Below are 19,603 nucleotides of genomic sequence, written 5' to 3' on the forward strand. Positions count from 1 at the left end.
TTTTCCGGCGGGGATATTTTCCCGTGCAATATGGGAACTGTGCAACCTAAATTCTCCTTTTTGAGCGAGAATTTTTTATAGTTTTTTAACGTTTTTTGTTTTGGCAATAAAAAATCAGTTTCCTGGGATCTGGCGGGTTAAAAAAAGTTAACATCTGGGGTTTTTGCTCAGGGACTGAGCAAAAACCCGGTTGCTGCGTTGATTTTCTGTACTTACGCACGATCAGGCTCGGTGTTAGGGGCAATGGATCAATTGCCCCTACGGATAGCAGTAAAATCAGGACTTTTGTTTTAGTGCTGCCTCAGAATATAATCCCCTGGGGTAATTGATCGAGTTCTCCAACCAGAGATGGAAGTGACGGTTCAGCGCTATGGATCATAGCTCAGAAGTATTCCCGGATACGCGGGTAGGGCGATCGCGATTTACCAGCCGTTCCAAGGGGTCACTTCTAGAACTTGTCTGGGGGTAAATACCACCCGGTAGCTGACCACTGGAACATAAGCTAAGTTACCGTCACTGTTTTTTCTCAGAGCCGCAGAAGGCTGATGTAATTGGCGCAGAGGCGTTTCATAAAGATAATCTCGGGCTGGTTGATTTTGCGGTTCGTAGTCGGCGATCGCCCCATCTTCTGTCACCAAAACTTTATAAATTAAATCCCGCTGAAATGTTGGTGTCGTTTTCCACTCGTCAATCAGATTGTCACGCAACTGCTTAAATAAGGTTTCCACCATCGCCGGATCTTGAATCTCAGGCGGTGGGCTGGGTCTGCCGGTTAGCCCCCGGTAGGGACTCACTTCTGGCACCCCATTGGGTTCGAGTACCACTTTAAATAAGCCAATTTCTTCCACCGGAGTGGTGCCACCGCCAGTCTGTTTGTACAGAATTTGCGATAAGGGGGTTTGCTCAACATAATCTCTGGCGGCATCATTTTCCGCTTTGTAGCCGACGATCGCCCCATCTTTGGCTACGGAAACTTGATAGATTAACGGTTCGGTAAACGTTGCCGGATTTGTCCAAGTCTCCACAAGTTGATTCCGCAATTGCTGCTGTAAAATTGTCAGTCTGGTGGGATCGGTAATTTCTGGAGTTTGCGCCAGAAGGGTTTCTAAATCTGAAGCGGACAGGGGTGAACCAGAGTTAGCGGTTCCCGGTGGCTGATTTGCCCCGGAAGAACCGGCGGTTTTCCCATCGGTGATTTCATTCCGAGTGGACTGTGTTACCGGATCCTCTGTAGGCCGTTTAATTTCTGGGATCGGTGCCATGAAAAAGGCGGTGGCGGCGATCGCTAAACCGGAGACTCCCACTGCCAAAGGAACGACTTTCTTCGCGACTGGTTCTTGGGTGCGGAGATATTTCTTAGAAACCGGGGTTAAACTCAGGGTCAATGCGGGGAGAGTGCTTTTATCGGCAAAGAACTGATCCACCGCTTCAATCAAATCAAATAACTGCACCGTGGTCAGATCCACCTGGATCGGGGCCGACTGACGCCCAAGTTCCCCAGACAAGACCGTTAAGCGATGCAAATTACCGGGAATGGCTTCGAGGTTGACCCAGGTGCCTTGATGCGGCTGCTCCCCACTACCATTATTGGGTAGCAGAATAGGCGATCGCACCCCGCTCAACATTTCCTGAGCATAATGACTGACTGCCGTCACCAAACTCTGAAAAAAATCTAGCCCACCGCTGACGGGTTGCTCCAATCCAGTCACATAACATTGAGCATTCAGCAGAATCGACATCAAAGGCTGCACATTGGCACCGAGGGTCGTCTGTTCGCTTAACCCTTCCAAAATCAACCGGCAATTCGGCAAACTATACTGACGTTGAATAGTCATTCAACTTCTCCATCAAACAAACTAATCCAAAAACGTTGTATTCCGGCAGTGCCGGTGCAAATAAGTAATTTACTCAGCAACTCCAAAGCCAACTCATTCAACTTCTCATTAGAAGAATAAGCCAAAACTGCCGCACGTTTCGGGTTCATCCGGCTGCGAAAATGCGCTCTAAATCTTTCGAGATATTTCCCTAAGAGCAAATGGTGTTCTACGGGAATTTGTTTCCGATTGAGTTGCTGGTAGTCCATGAGCAACTGTCGAATTAATGCGGTTAAGCGTCGAGCCAAAAAGCCCACAATCGAGACCAGGGCTTTCCCCTCTGCTAAGGATAAGGGACTGCGTTGGCTATAACGGCGTAAGGGATTGGTGCTCCGCATCCGCCACAAGGCCACCCGATTTTTAATAATCGGTTGCAGTCCTAAGTCTTTGGCTAAAAGCAAGATTGCTTCCGACCCACCGAGATCCAGGGCTTCAATCGCCAGCAACATTAAATCTATTTCTAACCGACCCCGACGGGGACATCCCTTGTGCCATTCCCCTGGAGGATCGGGCAAATTATCTAAAATGAGCGGTTCGCTCGGATCCGGTGGCTTGTTAGAGCCCATTACGTCTACCACACTATTCATAATCAGGATAATAGTTTACGAGAATCAGTATATTCTCAGATTCTACAGAATTAGACTACAGAGGTCGGGCGAAAAGCGATCGGCCCTCTATCTGATCATAAATTGCCGTCGCGATTTAATCTCTACCGGAAAAAAGGCGATGGATTAAATTTCGACCATTGAGAAAGGATCTGACCCTCGGAAAATTCCCTCTCACCCTTTCACCCAAGGGGTCTAACTTGTTTTTTCCTGGGGGCGTTTTGTCAACCGCTGAATTCAAGTGGCATATGTTAAAACCGGCAAGTTTTTTGGTGAATGGTCTATGATTCATTCAGGTTAATCATCCAGGCTTTTAAGCTAGAGTTCCTCCGCTGTAGGGTGCGTCTTTGCGGTCACTAATTATAAATTTATAATTAAAAACCCTAAAGATAAATGTCCGCTCCCAACGCACCATATTATGGGCATTTTTGGTTGATTTGCACTGACGGCGATCGCACCACTAGGCCTGGTTGCTTGCCCTGGTTGCTTGCCCTGGTTGCTTGCCCTGGTTGCTTGCCCTGGTTACTTGCCCTGGTTACTTGCCCTGGTTACTTGCCCTGGTTAAAATCTACAACTTATATTCACCCGCAAAATTATCGATTTATGGATATCAAATCTCTCATTCGCAATATCCCTGATTTTCCCAAACCGGGAATTATGTTTCGAGATATTACCACCCTACTGCAAAATCCTGATGGTCTGCGAGGTGTGATTGACCTGATGGCGGCAGTCTGTGCGCCCCTTCAGCCAGATTATATTCTGGGAATGGAGTCTCGTGGGTTTATTTTTGGCACCCCGTTGGCTTATAAGTTGGGGGTGGGTTTTATTCCGGTGCGGAAACCGGGCAAGCTGCCAGGGGCGGTTTATTCCGTGGAGTACGAGCTTGAATATGGCACCGACCGCTTGGAAATGCACCAAGATGCCCTCAAAGAAGGCGATCGCGTCTTAATTGTTGACGATTTAATTGCCACCGGGGGTACGGCTCAAGCTGCGGCTAAGATGGTTCAGCAAGCGGGGGCAGAATTAGTCGGTTTTTGCTTTGTGGTGGAATTATTGGCCTTGGGTGGTAGAGAAAAACTCCCCAATGTCCCGATTATCTCAATGGTTGAATATTAAAAGAAACCCGGTTTCTTGGATAATTGTGTTATGGCCACGAAGAGAAAAGTATGGATTTAGACGCTTTATTTACCCTGCATTGCGATATCCCCAGGGAAGGCCCCGGCAGCGATGAAGCAACGTGAGGCGATTCATCGTTTACCCGGTTGGCTGCGATCGCGCGATTTTATTGAACCCTGGGGCGGGCAAATTTTGGATCTGGGTTGTGGTCTGGGACGGCAAACCCTGGTATTAGCGCAGGAACTCCAGTGGCCGTTCGCAGCGGTTGATTTCCTTGCAATTCCATCTTCCCTACCTATTGCGACTTCAGCAAGCTGCCGTGGACCGAGGACTGGATCATTTAATCACGATCCGCCAGCAAGATATGGCGCAGTTAGAAGATGCTCCGGGTAGTATCGATCTCATATGGGCAGAAGCTTCGATTTATATCCTGGGATTTGCCAATGGCTTAAAATTGTGCCGTCCTTTGTTACGAGAGGGCGGCTGCCTGGTGGTCAGCGAAGCTACTTGGCTGATTTCCGCACCCCCCCAAGAAGTTCTGGACTTTTGGCAAGCCGAATATCCAGCCATGACCCCGATCGCGGGCAACATAAAATTAGCGGAGGCGGCGGGTTATCAAGTGTTCGATCATTTCATTTTGCCCCGGTCGGCTTGGTGGGACGAATATTTGACCCCATTGGCAAAGCGGGTGCGTCAGCTACAACCTGAAGCGAGTCAGAATCCAGGATTGGCCGAGGTGTTGGCCGCAAGGGCAAAAGAAATTGATATTTGCGATCGCTTTGGAGATTGTTTCGGTTATGTTTTTTATCTCATGCAGCCCTCTTCCTAAAACCTGAATTGGGGTTGAGGATTTCTGGTGAAAATTATGGCTGATTTTTGACCCTTGAAATCCCTAAAAATTTCTGGAAAATTTTCTATGCTTAATCTCAGTGAACCCAATGAATTAGACAACGATATTGTCACTCTAACCAAAATTCAGATTGCCCTGAAAGCCGCAGCGCGATTCCGCGAAGCGGATTGCTACCGCGAATCGCTTCAAAGCAACTTATCCCAATTAGTCATGGAAACCGACCTAAAAAGCGATCTAGGTTTATGGCAATGCAAAGTTACCTGGAAAATTTGTTAAATAATTATCCAGATTAGACGCATTTTATTGGTAGTTCGCAAACGGTGAATGACCGGAAAAATGCCCAATAATTGTTAAAAACATTTTCTTGATCAGCACGGCAAAAGTTCAGTGCAGAAACCCTCAGTAATATTCAGGGAAATATTACCCAAACTGCCCCTATAATTGATGACTTAGAACAGGTTGAAGCGGATTATATTGTTGTCACCTTGTTAATCGGCACCGCTTAAGATCGCCCCTTATTTGCATCTATTAAATCTGCCGCTGAATTAAAAGCTGCATTACAAAGGCCGCAATGCCGCCAGAATATCTGCTGATTTTTGAATTATTGTGGAGTCCGCAATTGGCAACTGATAGCCTGTCCGCCTCGCAATTTGCTCAAGATTATAGTGATTTAATCCCGATCTAAGCCTGCCCCCGTGCAGACGGGGGTTAGATATTTGGGGGAAGTTAGATATCTGGGGACTGAGTGAGCATAACTGCTTGATAATAATTAGGAGAAAATCGGCGATCGCTCCCAAAAGCAGATGTTTTCATCGGTTATGATAGGGTGTGGAAAACCAATCAAGACAGTCAAGAAAGGGTAATATTTATGAGCTTAAAAGACCGCATTGGCGAAGAAATTAAGGCCGCCATGAAAGCTAAAGATAAAATCCGCTTGGAAACGGTGCGGAGTATCAAAAAGCTGATTCTGGAAAAAGAAGTCAGCGTCCGTCCGTCCGGTCAGGATAGCTTAACGGAAGAACAAGAAATTGAATTACTGGTGCAGTTGGCGAAACAACGAAGAGACGCGATCGAGCAATATCAACAAGTTGGTCGCGAGGATCTAGCTGCCCAAGAAGCCCAGGAACTAGCCATCATAGAAGAATACTTGCCCAGTCAACTTTCCGACGCCGAAATCGCCAGTACCATTGAAGCGATCATCGCTCAAGTCTGCGCCACCTCCATCAAAGATATCGGTAAAGTCATGGGGCCTGCCATGCAGCAGTTAAAAGGAAAAGCCGATGGCAAAAAAGTCCAAGAAATCGTCAAAGCCAAACTAGGATAGTTGTTAGTTGTTAGTGCGATTCGTTCAGGCGGAAAGTCTAGGGATAAAACCCAAAACGTGCGTCTGGTGTAGGTTCTGACCTACATAACTCTGGGGGTGTACAGGATAGTCCTGTAGACAAAGATTCCCGGAGGGTTTTTCCTCCGAGGTCATAGACACCTCACCCCACGGTAAAGATTCACTATCTTTACTCGTGAAGCGGGTAGGAAAGCTGATCATCCCTAAGCAGATGGGAAAAATCAGCAAGTCAAGCGCTCATGGGCAGCGAGAGCGAATTCCCGGCTTGAACCCTCTCCAAACAAAAGTAGCGAAACTGCTTGTTACGCTGCGTCCAAAATGGCATAGGGAAAGGTGACGAATTTAACAAGTCAGTCACAAAGGAATCCCAGAAATACCTAGGGGGACAGGGAAGACCCTAAAAGCGCATTCAACCACCACTAGGGAACGAAGTAAACCCATATTTCTCTTACCAGTAATGGTAAGTAGCGATAGTGTGTAAGCGGATGAAATATTGGGAATGGGATGTGGCAAGAAAGCTCTTTTCCGCCGGTTTTGCCAGTGGATATGCAGACGTGCCACGGCTGTGAAGTTAGCGATTATTAGTAAGTCCAAAGGACGCACAAAACCAGTCGCTTACGACATGGTGTGATTTTAAAGGGACAAAGGATGAACGCTATGCCAAACGGGAACGTTTAACGACTTCCCCATTAGGATGCTATTGGTTTAGCAAGCGCAGCTAGGAGCGGAGTGCCGCGAAAGTGGCACGCTCCGTTCTGAATGGGAGGTGGGAGTTGTGAAGCTCCCATCGACCCCTACCGGTAGGGATTCTTTGGTTGTTGGTTGGGGAAAGTGAAAAGTTAAAAGTGAAAAGTGATGCATTTCAATGAAATACCACTATTCACTATTCACTATTCACTATTCACTATTCACTATTCACTCTTCCCTACACCCTACACCCTACACCCTACACCCTGTTGTTAGTTATTCGTGATTGGCTTTAACAAATCACGAATAACTAGCAACCAGTAACTAATCACAATAACTTTACGCAAACTTTACCCATGAATACTACCATCGGGCATGGTCGCACCTGTTAACAACGCTTCCCTTAAATCAGCGCCGACGATCGCCGCATCTCGCAAGCTGGCACCCCGGAGATCCGCACCTCGCAAGCAAACGCCGTCGAGATTCGCCCCCCACAAATATGCTCCTTGTAGGTTGGCATTGGATAAGTCTGCCCCGGTCAATTTCGCTAAATTCAAATTCGCACCACTGAGGTCTGCGTTTCTCAAGTCAGCTTCTCGCAGGTCTGTTTTCATTAAGTTGGCTTGGAGAAAGCAGCTTTTGCTTAAATTGCTATTGTGCAAGTCTGCACCTCTCAAGTTCGCCTCATCCATTTTCACATTTCTTAATTGAGAACCGCTGAGGTTAGCACCACTAAAGTTAGAACCTTGAAATTTTCCGCCACTCATTTTCACTTCGATGAGTTCCATGGCACTGAAATTTACCGCGCCAAGGTCTAAACCATTTAAAAAAGCTCGACTCAGTTTCACCCCATTCATTTGTGCCCCTTTGAGCAATGCCCCACTTAATCTGGCACCACTGAGGTTAGTCCAATTCAGGTTAGCTCCCGTGAGGTTGGCACAACGCAAGTTAATCCCATTTAAGTTAGCCCCACAGAGGTTAACTCCCGGTAAGTTCGCTCGATAAAGACTCACCCAGTCCAGCACCGCACCCGTTAATTTTGCCCCAGTGAGATCCACATTCGGCAATTGTGCGCCGGTGAGATTGGCTTTCGTGAGATCCGCTTCAATTAAATTGCTACCTTTGAGTTTGACATAACTTAAATTGGTACTATAAAGAAATGCACCGTTTAAGTTGACTTCCATTAAAAAACAGCGTTCTAAATGACCGCGAGCGAAGGATGCCTCCATTAAATTATCCCCGGAGAAGTTAGCGTGGGTAAGCTCCGCACCAATTAAGTTAGCAGAGGATAGGTCAAATCCGCGAAAATCCCGTTCTCCTCTGGAATATCGGTTTAAAACTTCATTTTCCTTCATGATTAGAACCTCACGAGCGATAAATCGACTCAGATAGATTCCCAGCAACAATGTTGACTTCGCTTATAGAATTACACCCGTCTTACTTAATCTCGATAATTTTTTTACTGCTTGGTTAACTGTAAACTGGCTACTGTAAACTGGCTACTGTAAACTGGCTAATGAGTGCCGATATCATCAGCATATTTTACGGTAAACTGCTGGTATTTATCTGTTGTTTATATAGTATCAGATTTAGGCAAATAAGTTTATGTCTTAATTTTTTGTTACAAAAAACCTGGGACTCTATTTTGGTATTTTTGGTATTTTTGCTAGTGGTGCGATCGCGCTTCGGCGTTGCGGATGCAATATCACTCTGTAGTTATTCGGAGACGACTTTAAGCAAAATTCATATTGCCCGGTTTTTTTAAAGTTATCTTTAAATTGGCAGCAATTGCTTGATTTTCCGGCGATCTTCGGGTAAGGGAGACTTCGCTAGGGAAAAGCATATGCTTGCCGATTATTTGATTTTTTTACCTATCGATGATAATGGGGATGATGATCCCCGATGGTTGAATTAATTATATTCTTGATAGTTTGCCTCAGCAAAGAGGGCAGGAATATCCTGATAGTCTATGGGCCAGTCTTCATTTTTTCCCCCAATAATAAGTTGCTGGATTTCTACATATTCTAAGCTGAGTTTTTGCAGGGCATTAATCAGGATATCGATCGCGATCGCATCACTGGTGCCCAAATCAAACCAACATCTTGCCCAGGTTCCCTGGTATTCCAACTCGCCCATATTGTGCATTAAAGAAGTGAGACTTTGGTCAGCGTAATCCAATTCATAATGCATATAACTAATGTCAATCCCAGTATCCTGGACTTGTAAATTCTCCGCATTGAATCCGCCCAGCTTACCGAGTAAAAACCAGGAGTCAAGAACTTCCTCAATATATTGCTTTTCTTGGTCGCTAGGAACGGTGCTAAACTCTAGCCAAAACCAGACATCAAAAGGATTAAATTCGCGAAAATAGACTTGCATGACGTTAGATTATATATTTGGTTTGATTGATATTATAGCCCAGTTTAGACCGATTAAGTCTTCAGATCCAGATTTACAGGAGAATCGAGCGTCAAGGTACAAAGGAAGCATCTCGTATTTGTAAATCTGATAGTAAGACTGTAGGGGCGAAGCATAAAGCCTGACGGCATAGCGCAAGCATACCGGGCAGTTAATTATCGGGAAAGAACAATTAAGATAACTAGCCGAATGCAACGCCGTTACAAATATGTGATCCACCAGACTTATCGAAGCGGTAATCGATCCTAACAGCAATTAATCGGCTGATTTGCTGGGACTAATCTAGTCCCCCGATCGCCCCCGAACCCTGTTTCAGGGTTTCTATAAGCATCTATCCTGAAATCCCCAGTTTTTGATAGAAACCCGGTTTCTTTTACCTCATTCTGCCAATATTTTGCTAAAATAAACATAACGTTAAACGGTTTTTAAGATTATGCTACTAGAATATAATCCTAGACATTGCTTGCCTTCCGCTGAAGATTTACCCGATTCTGATGATACACCTGTGGATAATCAACTACAACATCTGATTCCTGGACTACTTGAAGCAATTCTGGCATTAATTTGGTCAGAAAAAATGGATTGGTTTTTTGGGGTGGATATGGGGATTTATTACGATCCTTACCAACCGGCGATCGTTCCTGATGGATTTCTTTCTATCGGAGTTCCCCGAATTATTGACTCAGATTTACGGTTATCCTATGTGTTATGGGAAGAGCAAAAACTGCCATTAATGGTGTTAGAAGTAGTTTCCCAAACTCGCCGGGGAGAATATACCGATAAAAAATTAGAATACGCTCAACTGGGCATCTTATATTATGTGATTTATAAGCCGTTGCGGAAAAGAAAAGCCCGGTTAGAAGTGTATCGACTTGTAGAAGGAGAATATCAATTATTACCAGGTGAACCTGTGTGGTTATCAGAGATAAATTTAGGCATCGGTCGTGGGGTGGGAACCTATCAAGGGATTAACCGAGAATGGCTATATTGGTATGATGACAAAGGAGAAAGATATTTAACTCCAGAGGAGCGACTTTTAACCGCAGAAAAAGAAATACTCGTGGCTAAACAAAAGGCAGATAAATTAGCAGCCAAACTGAGAAGTTTAGGAATTGATCCAGAGGAATTTGATTTCTAGAATCTTATTGACCACAGAGGCACAGAGGACACAGAAAAAAAACCCGGTTTTGGCGGAGAAAAAAAAACCTGATTTTTGCGACAATTGAAAGCATCACCACCGAAATATTTGTGAAAAAACCCGGTTTTTGGATCTGCAAGAAAGGGGCGATCGCTTCCCTGAAAAGAAACCGGGTTTCTGCGTTAACTGTTGCATCACAACCAAAATATTGGGTAATAAACCCGGTTTATTAACACCCATGAAAGGCGCGATCGCGAAGCTCACGCGAGGGAATCGCACTTACGGAAATTGCACCAATTTATGCTAACAAAGGACTTCTGATAGAAATTCCTTGTTTTAGAGATATCTGCACCCAGAGCAACCAGTCGGAGTGAGATATACCATAAGCAGTAGGATTGTAGTAACAGTTTAATTCACATTCTAGCAGATTTTTTAATTGCTCGGTTGCGAGATTTTGGGAAAGCAAATGTTCGATTTCTTTGATGGTTGTTTCTACTTGTTCCAGCGACTCATCTTTAAGGTAGTTGCTGATAACGGCGAGAGCATCGGGGGCTTCTAACTCCCAGTCTTGATGGAAGTAAGCGCCGCAAAATTGAGCGAGGGCGGGGAAATTTTTTTCGGTCATAGTTCTGGGTATGCCGTCAGAATATAGTATCCTAATGGTACGTTAAAATCTCGTTTTAAAACAATTTGTATGTTTTGCGCGGGTACGGAATTAGAATCCCCGCGAGTTAAAGTAACGCCGATAGGTTTACAGCAATTTTATGTTGAGTAAACCACAAATTTTTGTAGGGGCGAAGCATTCCGGCAGATAGCTTATTACTTAGAATATTAACCTGACTGCCGGAATGCTTCGCCCTACCGTGGTTCAGTAATCTGAAAACCGCTGTAGTCGCAGTATGCTTGATTTGTAACCGAGAAGAATTACCAGCAAGCCAATTGGTAATTTGGGTTTGGTTATTCGCGATCGCATCTGCTATGACTTGTTCCGCAATTTCTCGATTGGTGAACGATGATGAGCGGGGAATAGCTATTTGATTAACAAGCCGATTAGCGAGTTTGGTTTCTGTTACATCAACGTGCCGTGCTAATGTATGTCCTCCGGCTAATTCATGGGCTGTTAGACCTCCACCTGGAGTTATATTACTAAAGTTCGTCACGGGTTGGATTTTACTGTCTGCATTGATTTATTTTACTATAAATTTCCCGAAAAAGCGATCGCTTCCCTGAAAAGAAACCGGGTTTCTGCGTTAACTGTTGCATCACAACCAAAATTTTGGGTAATAAACCCGGTTTATTAACACCCATGAAAGGCGCGATCGCGAAGCTCACGCGAGGGAATCGCACTTACGGAAATTGCACCAATTTATGCTAACAAAGGACTTCTGATAGAAATTCCTTGTTTTAGAGATATCTGCACCCAGAGCAACCAGTCGGAGTGAGATATACCATAAGCAGTAGGATTGTAGTAACAGTTTAATTCACATTCTAGCAGATTTTTTAATTGCTCATTTGCGAGATTTTGGGAAAGCAAATATTCGATTTCTTTGATGTTTGCTTCTACTTGTTCCAGCGACTCATCTTTAAGGTAGTTGCTGATAACGGCGAGAGCATCGGGGGCTTCTAACTCCCAGTCTTGATGAAAGTAAGCGCCGCAAAATTGAGCGAGGGCGGGGAAATTTTTTTCGGTCATAGTTCTGGGTATGCCGTCAGAATATAGTATCCTAATGGTAGGTTAGAATCTCGTTTTAAAACAATTTGTATGTTTTGCGCGGGTGCGGAATTAGAATCCCCGCGAGTTAAAGTAACGCCGATAGATTTAGTCGCAGTATGCTTGATTTGTAACCGAGAAGAATTACCAGCAAGCCAATTGGTAATTTGGGTTTGGTTATTCGCGATCGCATCTGCTATGACTTGTTCCGCAATTTCTCGATTGGTGAACGATGATGAGCGGGGAATAGCTATTTGATTAACAAGCCGATTAGCGAGTTTGGTTTCTGTTACATCAACGTGCCGTGCTAATGTATGTCCTCCGGCTAATTCATGGGCTGTTAGACCTCCACCTGGAGTTATATTACTAAAGTTCGTCACGGGTTGGATTTTACTGTCTGCATTGATTTATTTTACTATAAATTTCCCGAAAAAGCGATCGCTTCCCTGAAAAGAAACCGGGTTTCTGCGTTAACTGTTGCATCACAACCAAAATTTTGGTTAAGAAACCCGGTTTCTGAACACCCAGGAATCAACCCGGTTTATGGGTTCTGAGATAGAGGGATTTTGGGGCGATCGCTTGGGAAAATGACGAGATTTTAGCTATAATTTAGTAGAAAGGCTAACCTCTTAAGTTATTAAAGGTTACTGACTAACTTATAATGATGAAAATAAATCTTTCTAATCATGTCAGCCAAAGATATCTTTCACGATACCGTGCGTTTAGCCCTGGAAAAAGATGGATGGACAATTACCCACGATCCTCTGTTTGTCAAAGTTACTGTGCAAGTTAGCATTCAGATAGATTTAGGCGCAGAAAAATTATTATCGGCTGAAAGGGGAGAACAAAAAATAGCAGTGGAGGTGAAAAGTTTTGTTGGCCGATCGACTATCTCAGAATTTCATACTGCTGTTGGTCAGTTTCTTAACTATCAATTAGCCTTGGAAAAATTGGCACCAGAACGAGTTCTGTATTTGGCTGTACCCAACGATATTTATCAAGAGTTTTTCACAGATTCGTTTGTGCAAACGGTGTTGGAACGATATCAAATAAAACTATTGGTATTTCATGCAGAAAAACAGGAGATCATTTTATGGAAAAGTTAAATTATCGAGATTTAGTTCAGAAAGTTATCTCTCAACACGCCAGCGATCGGTCAGAAAAAGATGTAGAAACTACTGAAATTGTTTTTGATACAGAACGCGATCGCTATTTATTGTTGTATGTGGGATGGCATGATGAAGAACGAATGTATGGATGTCCGATTCATATCGATATCAAAGATGGCAAGATTTGGATTCAGCGCGATTTTACAGAAGAAGGATTGGCAAATCAGTTGATGGAATTAGGAGTGCCAAAAACCGATATTGTTTTGGGATTTCGTTCCCCTTATGTGCGGCAGTTTACTGAATTTGCCGTGGCTTAATTTTTGATGGGAAAAAAGAAACCGGGTTTCTGCGACAATCTTTGCCCCCCAACCAAAAGCTTAATTAAGAAACCCGGTTTCTTAACACCGAGGAAAAGCGCGATCGCTCCTGGAAAAAGAAACCGGGTTTCTGCGTTAACTGTTGCATCACCACCAAAATTTTGGTTAAGAAACCCGGTTTCTGAAACCTCACTAAAAGCGCGATCGCTTCCCAGAAAAAAAACCGGGTTTCTGCGACAATCTCTGCATCACAACCGAAATCTTTGTGAAAAAACCCTGTTTCTTAACACCCATAAATCAACCCGGTTTCTGACACTCCACGAAAAGCGCCTCCACCAAAGAAACCGGGTAGGTAAAAAGAAACCGGGTTTCTTAATTAAATCTTGGTAGGGATGCAGAGATTATGCTACAAACCCGGTTTCTGGGTTGAAAGCGGGAGAACAAAAACCGAGTTTTTTGATAAATTTTTTAGGCATAATTTATTCAAAGACTTAGCCACTACTGCCGCTCCAACTTGGCTTGGCAATCTCGCTGAAAATTCTCAATAGATTTTCTGGTGCTATAGGCCAAAATTCCATCTATTTCACCTTGATAGAAACCAACAGATTGCAAAGTTTGCTGAATCCTCATAACTCCGTCAGGATTTAACGCGGCACCTTCCCAGATGACATTGTTAATTTCCCCGATTAACTTAACGCATTTACTTCCTTCAGTAATTTGCTGCTCCCGTTGTTGTAATTTATGCTTGGTTTGAGTCAAGTTTTGATTGGTTTGCGTCAAATTATATTGGGTGGTTTGCAGTTGGGTTTTGGTTGACTCTAATTTATTCTGAGTGTCTGCCAGTAACTTTTCTAATTTAGGAACTCGTTGCAGTTTTTCGTTGGCTGTCTCTAATTCTTGTTCTGCTTTCTTTAAGTCGGCATTGACTTGAGCAAGTTCAGTCTTTGTCTGCTCAAGCTGCCTAATTGCGCGATCGGCTTCCGCAAATTTTTGTCTTGCATACACACCAGCAGAAATAAGTAGCAATAAGGCAGCGATCGCGGCCATACCAGAATAGGATAGTAGTCTTTTCTGAAAAATCTCAAGTTTATGGTCTTTGAGATAATCATCGTATGTTCTATCACAGTATTGGCACTTCTTAGTATTATTAATTGCCTCCGCGTGTGGATTGGTAGAAACGCCGGTGCATTTCCAAGATTGGTTAGAGTTAGATGGTTGTGCATTCATTTGAGTTTCCTTAAAATTAGGTGCTCTGATTTCCTCGGGCATCATAGAATCACTGTGTAATTCGAGTCTGAGCGATCGCTCTTCAGAACTTGCTTTGCTTTGACATTTGGTTAACAATTGCCCTTTTAACTTCAATTCCTATCTCTGGCTTTATTGCTCCTTCTGCAATCAAGGCATTTATTTTTGCTATAACAATTTGGTCTTGGTTTTTTCTAGCTAATTTACTATATTTTGCACTATAACCGGAAAAACTGGAGGCGAGTCCACAACCAATTCCCATAAGTGAGGAGAACGATATAACTATTACCCAGTCACCAAAATCGTCGGGAAAACTGCCGGTGACAACCATCAATACTACGGGTATTAGTTGGGCAGTAATTAAGCTGTATATAATGCTGTTTTTCATCATCTTTACTCCGTGGTCTATACCACAGTTAAATATTATATCAGCTTGATATGCACCCTGATTTTTACCTAAATGAAGAAGCCTATTCCTCCTTTTGATGGCAGCTTTATGGTCTTTGAGATAATCATCGTATATTCTATCACAGTATTGGCACTTATTAGTATTATTGATCGCCTCCGCGTGTGGATTGGTAGAAACGCCGGTGCATTTCCAAGGTGGACTAGAGTTAGGTGGTTGTGCAGTCATTTGAGTTTCCTTAAAATGTGGAGTTAGAAATACAATCAATAATGGGTTGAATTAAAGATTCTGGTACTGGTATCCAGCTAAATGTTGCCTTGAACATCAAGCCAGACTCTTCAACTAGCAAAGATTTTTTCAAATCTTCAAGATAGTTTAAGAAATCCGTTATAGATATCTTCTGCACATATTTTTGAGCAGCACTGGAAAATGCTTCTTTGTAAAGCTCTTTTTCGACCGCTTTATCTCGCCACCACTTGAGCAGGGTCATATTTTTGTTTGGTAATATGTATTGAGTGAAAGCCTCGACAGAAAATTTTTCTACATCAGATATTTCTTCTCTTTTTTCGTTGTTCAATTGCAGTTGAAGTAACAATCCTATTAACTGCTGTTCTTCAGCGGGATTAATTGCTTTATCTTTATCGTAGAGATAGGGGATTATCAAATCAGCATTGCAGGCTTGAGGGAGTGCAGCTTTGAGAATATCTTTTTGTTCAGTGCAACTTAAACCCCATGCTTTACAATCATTAAGCAACTTGCGCGTTTGTTTGGGACAGGTGTAGCGAGGTATTATTGTCTTCGCATAACTCTGCAAAGACAATAGTAGATCGGGGGTCAGAGCAGTTTTAACCCCCAGCGGTAGTTCTAGATCAATTTCTGGTTCCCAACTAAGACGTTGCAGATTTAACCAGTCGTTATTTGTAAATGTATTAGTCACGCTAGGGCTGGTGACAAAATTTTTCAAGTCCTCATCAACTTTCTTTTGTTCTATCCAGGTTCGGCAAAGGTAATGCAGTAAGTCACCCTTAATCCAGTCAAGGCGCGAGCCATCTCGCAAACAGCGCGTCAACGCAGAAACATACTGTTGGGAACTAGGAACAAGCTGATTGAAATTGTCAAGGGCAAGACTTTGCCATGCAGAGGATTTGTCAATAACATTTTTCCTGATATCCTCATTATCATCGATTAGCGGGAGCCATTTTTGCATCACCGGACCAGGGAAGATATTTCCCACTAAGGTGTCCACAAATTCAGTCTGCTCTTTTTGGGTTTCATAGATAGCCTGAGCCAAGTTGATCCAATTTTCACAGATATAATTCTGCTGGATGCTCTCGAAAATTGCCTTGAGTTCAGGCTGCTGTTGCTCAAACCAAGTATAGGTTGTATGAAAATCATCGCGACTGAAATTATTACGAGAATTTGGGGTGTCTTTAATCACCTCAACCAATAGCAACTTGGCTTGTTCCTGGGAAGGAGACCATTTTTTCAGAAATGTTGCGTACCAATTATCCTTTGCGGCGTTATCCATCTCTATTAAGTGGGCTATCTGCGGCAGTTTTGTTAAACCTGCATTGCCCTCTGCAACAAGGGTGTCAAGCAATTCTGCTACTTTTGGGTTTTTTGTGGTAAGCTGTTGGCGTAAATTACTCTGTTTGAACTGTTCCACCTCAATACTAGGCAATAAACCAGCCAGATTTGAGGTGAAACGGTTGGATAAAACTTCAACAGGAACTTCACCTAGCAGGGCGGTATCGAGTAGCGAAAAAGTCTCTTTCTCAGGCTCAGTTTGAAAAAAAAACTTGGTTAGTGGTAAGGCAAGATGATTGGTAGCCAATTCCCATGCCTCTGAGAAATCAGATTTAGCTTTATCAGCTACCAAAATTGTACAGAGTCCAATGAATTTTAAGACAATTTCAGGATCTTTACTGTCGCGGCGGTTCTGCTCTAATAGCCCTTGCTTCAGTAATATTTCAGCTAAGGGTAAATTTTGCCCTAGTTCATCTAGCAGCAGAACTAACTTGGCATTTATAAGGCGACTCCAAACCCTCAACATTAGGGTAATCGCTTGAGGTTCTAAAAAAGCCTTTTTAGCTAACTCTTTCCAGGCAAACATAAGTCCCTGTTGATAATCTTCATTGATTATCAGGGGGATTAATCCATCCCAAATATGGATAGTCAATCCAGAGAGATATTTAGTCAAGCACTCATCTTGCTTTTCTTTAGGTAATGCGGGAATTAACCGGACAATTTCTTTACGGGCAAACACAAATCCCTGTTGATAATCTTCCTTGCTTATTAGTTGAATTAACACATCCCAAATATCGAGAGTCAATCCAGAGAGATATTTAGTCAAGCACTCATCTTGCTTTTGTTCAGGTAATGCGGGAATTAACCGGACAATTTCTTGACAGGCAAACACAAATCCCTGTTGATAATCTTCCTTGCTTATTAGTTGAATTAACACATCCCAAATATCGATACTCAATTCAGAGAGATATTTTGTCAAAAACTCGTTTTGTTTTTCTTCAGGTAATGCGCGAATCAGGCGGACAATTATTTTGGGGTCAGCTAGGGACTCCAGGGTAATATCATTGTCAGCAATTGTATCTAGTTGTTGAATCAGTCGCTTAAGTGTATCTGGCGCGGTCGCGGTGGTTATATGGTCGCGTATGTAATCAACATAGGAGTTTTCAAATGTACTCTCGTCAGCCTGTCCCTGAAATGTTTGATTAACACGATTCAGCAAAATCATATTTTCGGGCAGCGATCGAGAAGAATGTTGATTGGTTTTCACCACCAGTGTTGCCCAAGGGCATTGCTGCTCATCAAGGGTTCCGACGGCAACGGATATTTTAGGACGAATACTAGCAGGTAGTAGGAGCAAAATGATCTCCATCCAGTTCTGAGGAGGAATACCTGTTTGCTCATTGGTGAGCAGGAGCCTTTTGCCGTTAATTATTGCTGCTAACGCCGATAAAACTAAAGGCTTTTGCTCGTTGCCATATTGCCAGCATTGCCGAATTTTATCAATTTCTTTATCTATAGTTTCGGCTGATATTTGCTCTTCTAAAATTGGAATAGATAAAGGTTCTAAATTGGCATTAAACTCTGTCAAGAGGGGGATGGGTTGTTTAAACATCCAAAGGAGTAGTTTAAATGCCCGACCTTGCAACGCTGACATGGATGTGACGGGAATAAAAACATAGCGGTGCTGAACGAAATCGCTACCTCCGCAGATAACAGAATGACCACGATCATCTACAGCAGTTTCGGCTTTGACTAACACCAAATTATCCCCTTGGCAAAAGATACCAACTACCTTTGGTTGTCTATCTGGCGCTGTTGCACCCCAAAAGCGATGAGTTCTTTCTGCCATAATTTTTAAATTAGCTGCATTGGTCAAGTCAGCGCTATGAGCAACAAGCTGATATCTAGGGTCTCTGTTGCTAACCAATTTTCCGTGAATAAACTGTGAGTACATAGGTCAAAGGGTTTTATGTTGTGTGAATGTAGTCTGTGCTGAAATACTCTTGCCACCAGCTATGACTTTTCCTTGGATTGTTGCCGAGATGGTGGTTGTTTTTGAATGCTACAGGACTTTCGCAAAACATCCATATTTGGTGGTTTGTAGGGGCAATTATCCCGTGGTTGCCCCTATCCATAGTGTTAGTGCGTAAGTCCTATGCTATCAATTAACCACTTAATCGGTGCGATGACATTGAATGGTTCATATTCCACTTCTGTATTAATAGTTGGTTGGGGGAGCGAAGGTAGTTCTGGAGTGTTTGATGTCTGGTTGAACGATTCCCAGTCATCATCTGATGACGAACTAGAACTAGGGGGAGTATTAGGTTCTCCTGATGGAGCATCAGGATCATAACCCCCCGAATAACCCCCCTGTAGCGGTTGAGGCGGTTGAGGCGGTTCAGGCGGTTGAGTTTCTGGGATGTCTGGGTAGATTACAGCTTCCCGCGACTTGCCATCTTTATCAAGATAACGACCAATAGATGCTACAGAAAAAAACTCATACCGACCCTCGCTGAAAAAATTTTTCAGCTTTTTAGTAAAAAACTGATTACCCATCACATCTTTAGCTAAATCTGCTGATTTCTTTCCTTGACTCCATATCTCCTCTTTGTCAACCTTTGTCACGCAGAATGCTATATACTGCTCTAGTGTAGTAACCATGTCATTGTCATTTTTGCGAGAGCGTTTTTGAAATTCTCGAAATAATCTTAGTAGCAAAGTCTTGTAGGACTCTCCTTGTTTTTTGCTTCTTATCGGATCGATCAAGAAAATAATTCCATCACAACTGCGTAAATAGTCCACGATATCGCCTGATGTATCCTGGTTGTTCTGCGCCTCATGTATCTTAACTGTTTGAGCGCCATTGCCACGTATGTCTTCATAAAATTCTCCCGGAGCATCAATAAAGTTCAGTACGATTTTAGAGCCTGTTCCTTGAGAAAACTTGGGTATTAGAATATAAGTGAAAATATTGAGATTTGCAGTCGGTTGGGTAGCAGGTGGGAATTTTCCAGCATCAATCTCACTAATGTGTGTGTCTATAAAATCGTCAGCATGATCATCTCCTGCCTGGACTCTCCATTCGTCTGAATCCTCTAGCGCAGAGTAAAGCATTGCTAAATAAGTTGTCTTTCCAGAACGGGACGTTCCCCAAATTCCTATGCGTATATCCTTTGGTCCGGTTGGTGAAGTCTGTTTATTTTTCAACCATGCGGTTAAAGCCGTTCGTAATTGTAAGAACTGGTTGTTATTGTTCAT

At 43.2% G+C, this 19,603-nt stretch carries 23 protein-coding genes and 1 pseudogene; 11 read left to right on the forward strand and 13 right to left on the reverse strand.

Annotated elements, in window-relative coordinates:
* Positions 1-422: 422 nt before the first annotated feature.
* On the reverse strand, positions 423-1,835 hold the full coding sequence (locus tag ABWT76_RS04450; RefSeq protein WP_054469942.1) for a DUF4335 domain-containing protein: 1,413 nt from the start codon (positions 1,833-1,835) through the stop codon (positions 423-425).
* Positions 1,832-2,440 (reverse strand): DUF3038 domain-containing protein, encoded by a 609-nt coding sequence (locus tag ABWT76_RS04455; protein WP_242053180.1) that lies wholly within the window; start codon positions 2,438-2,440, stop codon positions 1,832-1,834. The genes ABWT76_RS04450 and ABWT76_RS04455 overlap by 4 nt, the downstream gene beginning before the upstream one ends.
* A gap of 642 nt (positions 2,441-3,082) precedes the next feature.
* Between ABWT76_RS04455 and ABWT76_RS04460 the strand changes: the two genes are divergently transcribed.
* The 6 genes and pseudogenes from ABWT76_RS04460 (at position 3,083) to ABWT76_RS04485 (ending at position 5,769) form a co-directional block, all read left to right on the forward strand.
* Positions 3,083-3,595, forward strand: coding sequence for an adenine phosphoribosyltransferase (locus ABWT76_RS04460; protein WP_054469949.1), 513 nt, complete (start codon positions 3,083-3,085; stop codon positions 3,593-3,595).
* 274 nt (positions 3,596-3,869) lie between these two features.
* Entirely contained in the window at positions 3,870-4,424 is a 555-nt protein-coding gene (locus ABWT76_RS04465) for a cyclopropane-fatty-acyl-phospholipid synthase family protein (protein WP_156332086.1), read from the forward strand.
* An 87-nt stretch (positions 4,425-4,511) separates the two neighbouring features.
* Positions 4,512-4,721 carry a hypothetical protein gene (locus tag ABWT76_RS04470; protein ID WP_054469945.1) on the forward strand — a complete coding sequence of 70 codons (210 nt, stop codon included), beginning with the start codon at positions 4,512-4,514 and terminating at the stop codon, positions 4,719-4,721.
* A 107-nt stretch (positions 4,722-4,828) separates the two neighbouring features.
* A pseudogene (locus ABWT76_RS04475) lies at positions 4,829-4,951 on the forward strand (hypothetical protein); the annotation flags it as partial.
* Between the two features lie 65 nt (positions 4,952-5,016).
* Positions 5,017-5,130, forward strand: coding sequence for a DUF1517 domain-containing protein (locus ABWT76_RS04480; RefSeq protein ID WP_190880947.1), 114 nt, complete (start codon positions 5,017-5,019; stop codon positions 5,128-5,130).
* Positions 5,131-5,313: 183 nt separating this feature from the next.
* A complete protein-coding gene (locus tag ABWT76_RS04485) occupies positions 5,314-5,769 on the forward strand; it encodes a GatB/YqeY domain-containing protein (protein ID WP_054469946.1) in 456 nt (151 codons plus the stop codon).
* 1,055 nt (positions 5,770-6,824) lie between these two features.
* Here ABWT76_RS04485 and ABWT76_RS04490 read toward each other — a convergent pair.
* The gene (locus ABWT76_RS04490) at positions 6,825-7,829 is read right to left on the reverse strand and encodes a pentapeptide repeat-containing protein (RefSeq protein ID WP_054469908.1); all 1,005 of its coding nucleotides are present in this window, start codon (positions 7,827-7,829) and stop codon (positions 6,825-6,827) included.
* A 556-nt stretch (positions 7,830-8,385) separates the two neighbouring features.
* A complete protein-coding gene (locus ABWT76_RS04495; protein ID WP_054469907.1) occupies positions 8,386-8,853 on the reverse strand; it encodes a DUF3531 family protein in 468 nt (155 codons plus the stop codon).
* A gap of 472 nt (positions 8,854-9,325) precedes the next feature.
* Between ABWT76_RS04495 and ABWT76_RS04500 the strand changes: the two genes are divergently transcribed.
* A complete protein-coding gene (locus ABWT76_RS04500) occupies positions 9,326-10,030 on the forward strand; it encodes a Uma2 family endonuclease (RefSeq protein ID WP_354635706.1) in 705 nt (234 codons plus the stop codon).
* 298 nt (positions 10,031-10,328) lie between these two features.
* On the opposite strand, the gene ABWT76_RS04505 is transcribed toward ABWT76_RS04500, so the two are convergent.
* From ABWT76_RS04505 to ABWT76_RS04525, 5 genes are all read right to left on the reverse strand, one after another.
* A complete protein-coding gene (locus ABWT76_RS04505; RefSeq protein WP_354635707.1) occupies positions 10,329-10,655 on the reverse strand; it encodes a contact-dependent growth inhibition system immunity protein in 327 nt (108 codons plus the stop codon).
* A complete protein-coding gene (locus ABWT76_RS04510) occupies positions 10,652-10,777 on the reverse strand; it encodes an RNase A-like domain-containing protein (protein ID WP_354636381.1) in 126 nt (41 codons plus the stop codon). The genes ABWT76_RS04505 and ABWT76_RS04510 overlap by 4 nt, the downstream gene beginning before the upstream one ends.
* Positions 10,762-11,190, reverse strand: a complete 429-nt coding sequence (locus ABWT76_RS04515; RefSeq protein WP_354635708.1) for an RNase A-like domain-containing protein — start codon at positions 11,188-11,190, stop codon at positions 10,762-10,764. Before ABWT76_RS04515 ends, ABWT76_RS04510 begins: the two co-directional genes overlap by 16 nt.
* Positions 11,191-11,396: 206 nt before the next feature.
* Positions 11,397-11,723, reverse strand: coding sequence for a contact-dependent growth inhibition system immunity protein (locus ABWT76_RS04520; RefSeq protein WP_354635709.1), 327 nt, complete (start codon positions 11,721-11,723; stop codon positions 11,397-11,399).
* Positions 11,720-12,121: an RNase A-like domain-containing protein gene (locus ABWT76_RS04525; RefSeq protein ID WP_354635710.1), complete on the reverse strand. Its 402-nt coding sequence runs from the start codon at positions 12,119-12,121 to the stop codon at positions 11,720-11,722. Before ABWT76_RS04525 ends, ABWT76_RS04520 begins: the two co-directional genes overlap by 4 nt.
* A 3-nt stretch (positions 12,122-12,124) precedes the next feature.
* Here ABWT76_RS04525 and ABWT76_RS04530 point away from each other — a divergent pair, with 3 nt between their 5' ends.
* From ABWT76_RS04530 to ABWT76_RS04545, 4 genes are all read left to right on the forward strand, one after another.
* Complete coding sequence (locus ABWT76_RS04530; protein ID WP_354635711.1) at positions 12,125-12,295, forward strand: hypothetical protein; 171 nt, start codon at positions 12,125-12,127, stop codon at positions 12,293-12,295.
* A gap of 132 nt (positions 12,296-12,427) precedes the next feature.
* Complete coding sequence (locus tag ABWT76_RS04535) at positions 12,428-12,847, forward strand: XisH family protein (protein WP_354635712.1); 420 nt, start codon at positions 12,428-12,430, stop codon at positions 12,845-12,847.
* The gene (locus ABWT76_RS04540; protein ID WP_054469903.1) at positions 12,835-13,167 is read left to right on the forward strand and encodes a XisI protein; all 333 of its coding nucleotides are present in this window, start codon (positions 12,835-12,837) and stop codon (positions 13,165-13,167) included. Before ABWT76_RS04535 ends, ABWT76_RS04540 begins: the two co-directional genes overlap by 13 nt.
* 6 nt (positions 13,168-13,173) lie before the next feature.
* Entirely contained in the window at positions 13,174-13,557 is a 384-nt protein-coding gene (locus tag ABWT76_RS04545) for a hypothetical protein (protein WP_156332080.1), read from the forward strand.
* Positions 13,558-13,665: 108 nt separating this feature from the next.
* Here the strand turns inward: ABWT76_RS04545 and ABWT76_RS04550 are convergent, their stop codons facing one another.
* From ABWT76_RS04550 to ABWT76_RS04565, 4 genes are all read right to left on the reverse strand, one after another.
* Complete coding sequence (locus ABWT76_RS04550) at positions 13,666-14,394, reverse strand: peptidoglycan-binding protein (protein ID WP_354635713.1); 729 nt, start codon at positions 14,392-14,394, stop codon at positions 13,666-13,668.
* An 82-nt stretch (positions 14,395-14,476) separates the two neighbouring features.
* Positions 14,477-15,046 (reverse strand): hypothetical protein, encoded by a 570-nt coding sequence (locus ABWT76_RS04555; RefSeq protein ID WP_354635714.1) that lies wholly within the window; start codon positions 15,044-15,046, stop codon positions 14,477-14,479.
* 10 nt (positions 15,047-15,056) lie between these two features.
* Entirely contained in the window at positions 15,057-18,272 is a 3,216-nt protein-coding gene (locus ABWT76_RS04560) for a hypothetical protein (RefSeq protein WP_354635715.1), read from the reverse strand.
* 212 nt (positions 18,273-18,484) lie between these two features.
* The gene (locus tag ABWT76_RS04565; protein WP_354635716.1) at positions 18,485-19,603 is read right to left on the reverse strand and encodes a hypothetical protein; all 1,119 of its coding nucleotides are present in this window, start codon (positions 19,601-19,603) and stop codon (positions 18,485-18,487) included.

The sequence above is a fragment of the Planktothricoides raciborskii GIHE-MW2 genome (assembly GCF_040564635.1).
Classification (GTDB): domain Bacteria; phylum Cyanobacteriota; class Cyanobacteriia; order Cyanobacteriales; family Laspinemataceae; genus Planktothricoides; species Planktothricoides raciborskii.

Coding starts and splice junctions, on each gene's coding strand:
- ABWT76_RS04500 (WP_354635706.1), top strand. CDS start 9,326: ATGCTACTAGAATATAATCCTAGACATTGCTTGCCTTCCGCTGAAGAT.
- ABWT76_RS04460 (WP_054469949.1), top strand. CDS start 3,083: ATGGATATCAAATCTCTCATTCGCAATATCCCTGATTTTCCCAAACCG.
- ABWT76_RS04520 (WP_354635709.1), bottom strand. CDS start 11,723: ATGACCGAAAAAAATTTCCCCGCCCTCGCTCAATTTTGCGGCGCTTAC.
- ABWT76_RS04495 (WP_054469907.1), bottom strand. CDS start 8,853: ATGCAAGTCTATTTTCGCGAATTTAATCCTTTTGATGTCTGGTTTTGG.
- ABWT76_RS04455 (WP_242053180.1), bottom strand. CDS start 2,440: ATGGGCTCTAACAAGCCACCGGATCCGAGCGAACCGCTCATTTTAGAT.
- ABWT76_RS04480 (WP_190880947.1), top strand. CDS start 5,017: ATGCCGCCAGAATATCTGCTGATTTTTGAATTATTGTGGAGTCCGCAA.
- ABWT76_RS04505 (WP_354635707.1), bottom strand. CDS start 10,655: ATGACCGAAAAAAATTTCCCCGCCCTCGCTCAATTTTGCGGCGCTTAC.
- ABWT76_RS04540 (WP_054469903.1), top strand. CDS start 12,835: ATGGAAAAGTTAAATTATCGAGATTTAGTTCAGAAAGTTATCTCTCAA.
- ABWT76_RS04470 (WP_054469945.1), top strand. CDS start 4,512: ATGCTTAATCTCAGTGAACCCAATGAATTAGACAACGATATTGTCACT.
- ABWT76_RS04450 (WP_054469942.1), bottom strand. CDS start 1,835: ATGACTATTCAACGTCAGTATAGTTTGCCGAATTGCCGGTTGATTTTG.
- ABWT76_RS04485 (WP_054469946.1), top strand. CDS start 5,314: ATGAGCTTAAAAGACCGCATTGGCGAAGAAATTAAGGCCGCCATGAAA.
- ABWT76_RS04545 (WP_156332080.1), top strand. CDS start 13,174: ATGGGAAAAAAGAAACCGGGTTTCTGCGACAATCTTTGCCCCCCAACC.
- ABWT76_RS04535 (WP_354635712.1), top strand. CDS start 12,428: ATGTCAGCCAAAGATATCTTTCACGATACCGTGCGTTTAGCCCTGGAA.
- ABWT76_RS04565 (WP_354635716.1), bottom strand. CDS start 19,603: ATGAACAATAACAACCAGTTCTTACAATTACGAACGGCTTTAACCGCA.
- ABWT76_RS04550 (WP_354635713.1), bottom strand. CDS start 14,394: ATGAATGCACAACCATCTAACTCTAACCAATCTTGGAAATGCACCGGC.
- ABWT76_RS04490 (WP_054469908.1), bottom strand. CDS start 7,829: ATGAAGGAAAATGAAGTTTTAAACCGATATTCCAGAGGAGAACGGGAT.
- ABWT76_RS04555 (WP_354635714.1), bottom strand. CDS start 15,046: ATGACTGCACAACCACCTAACTCTAGTCCACCTTGGAAATGCACCGGC.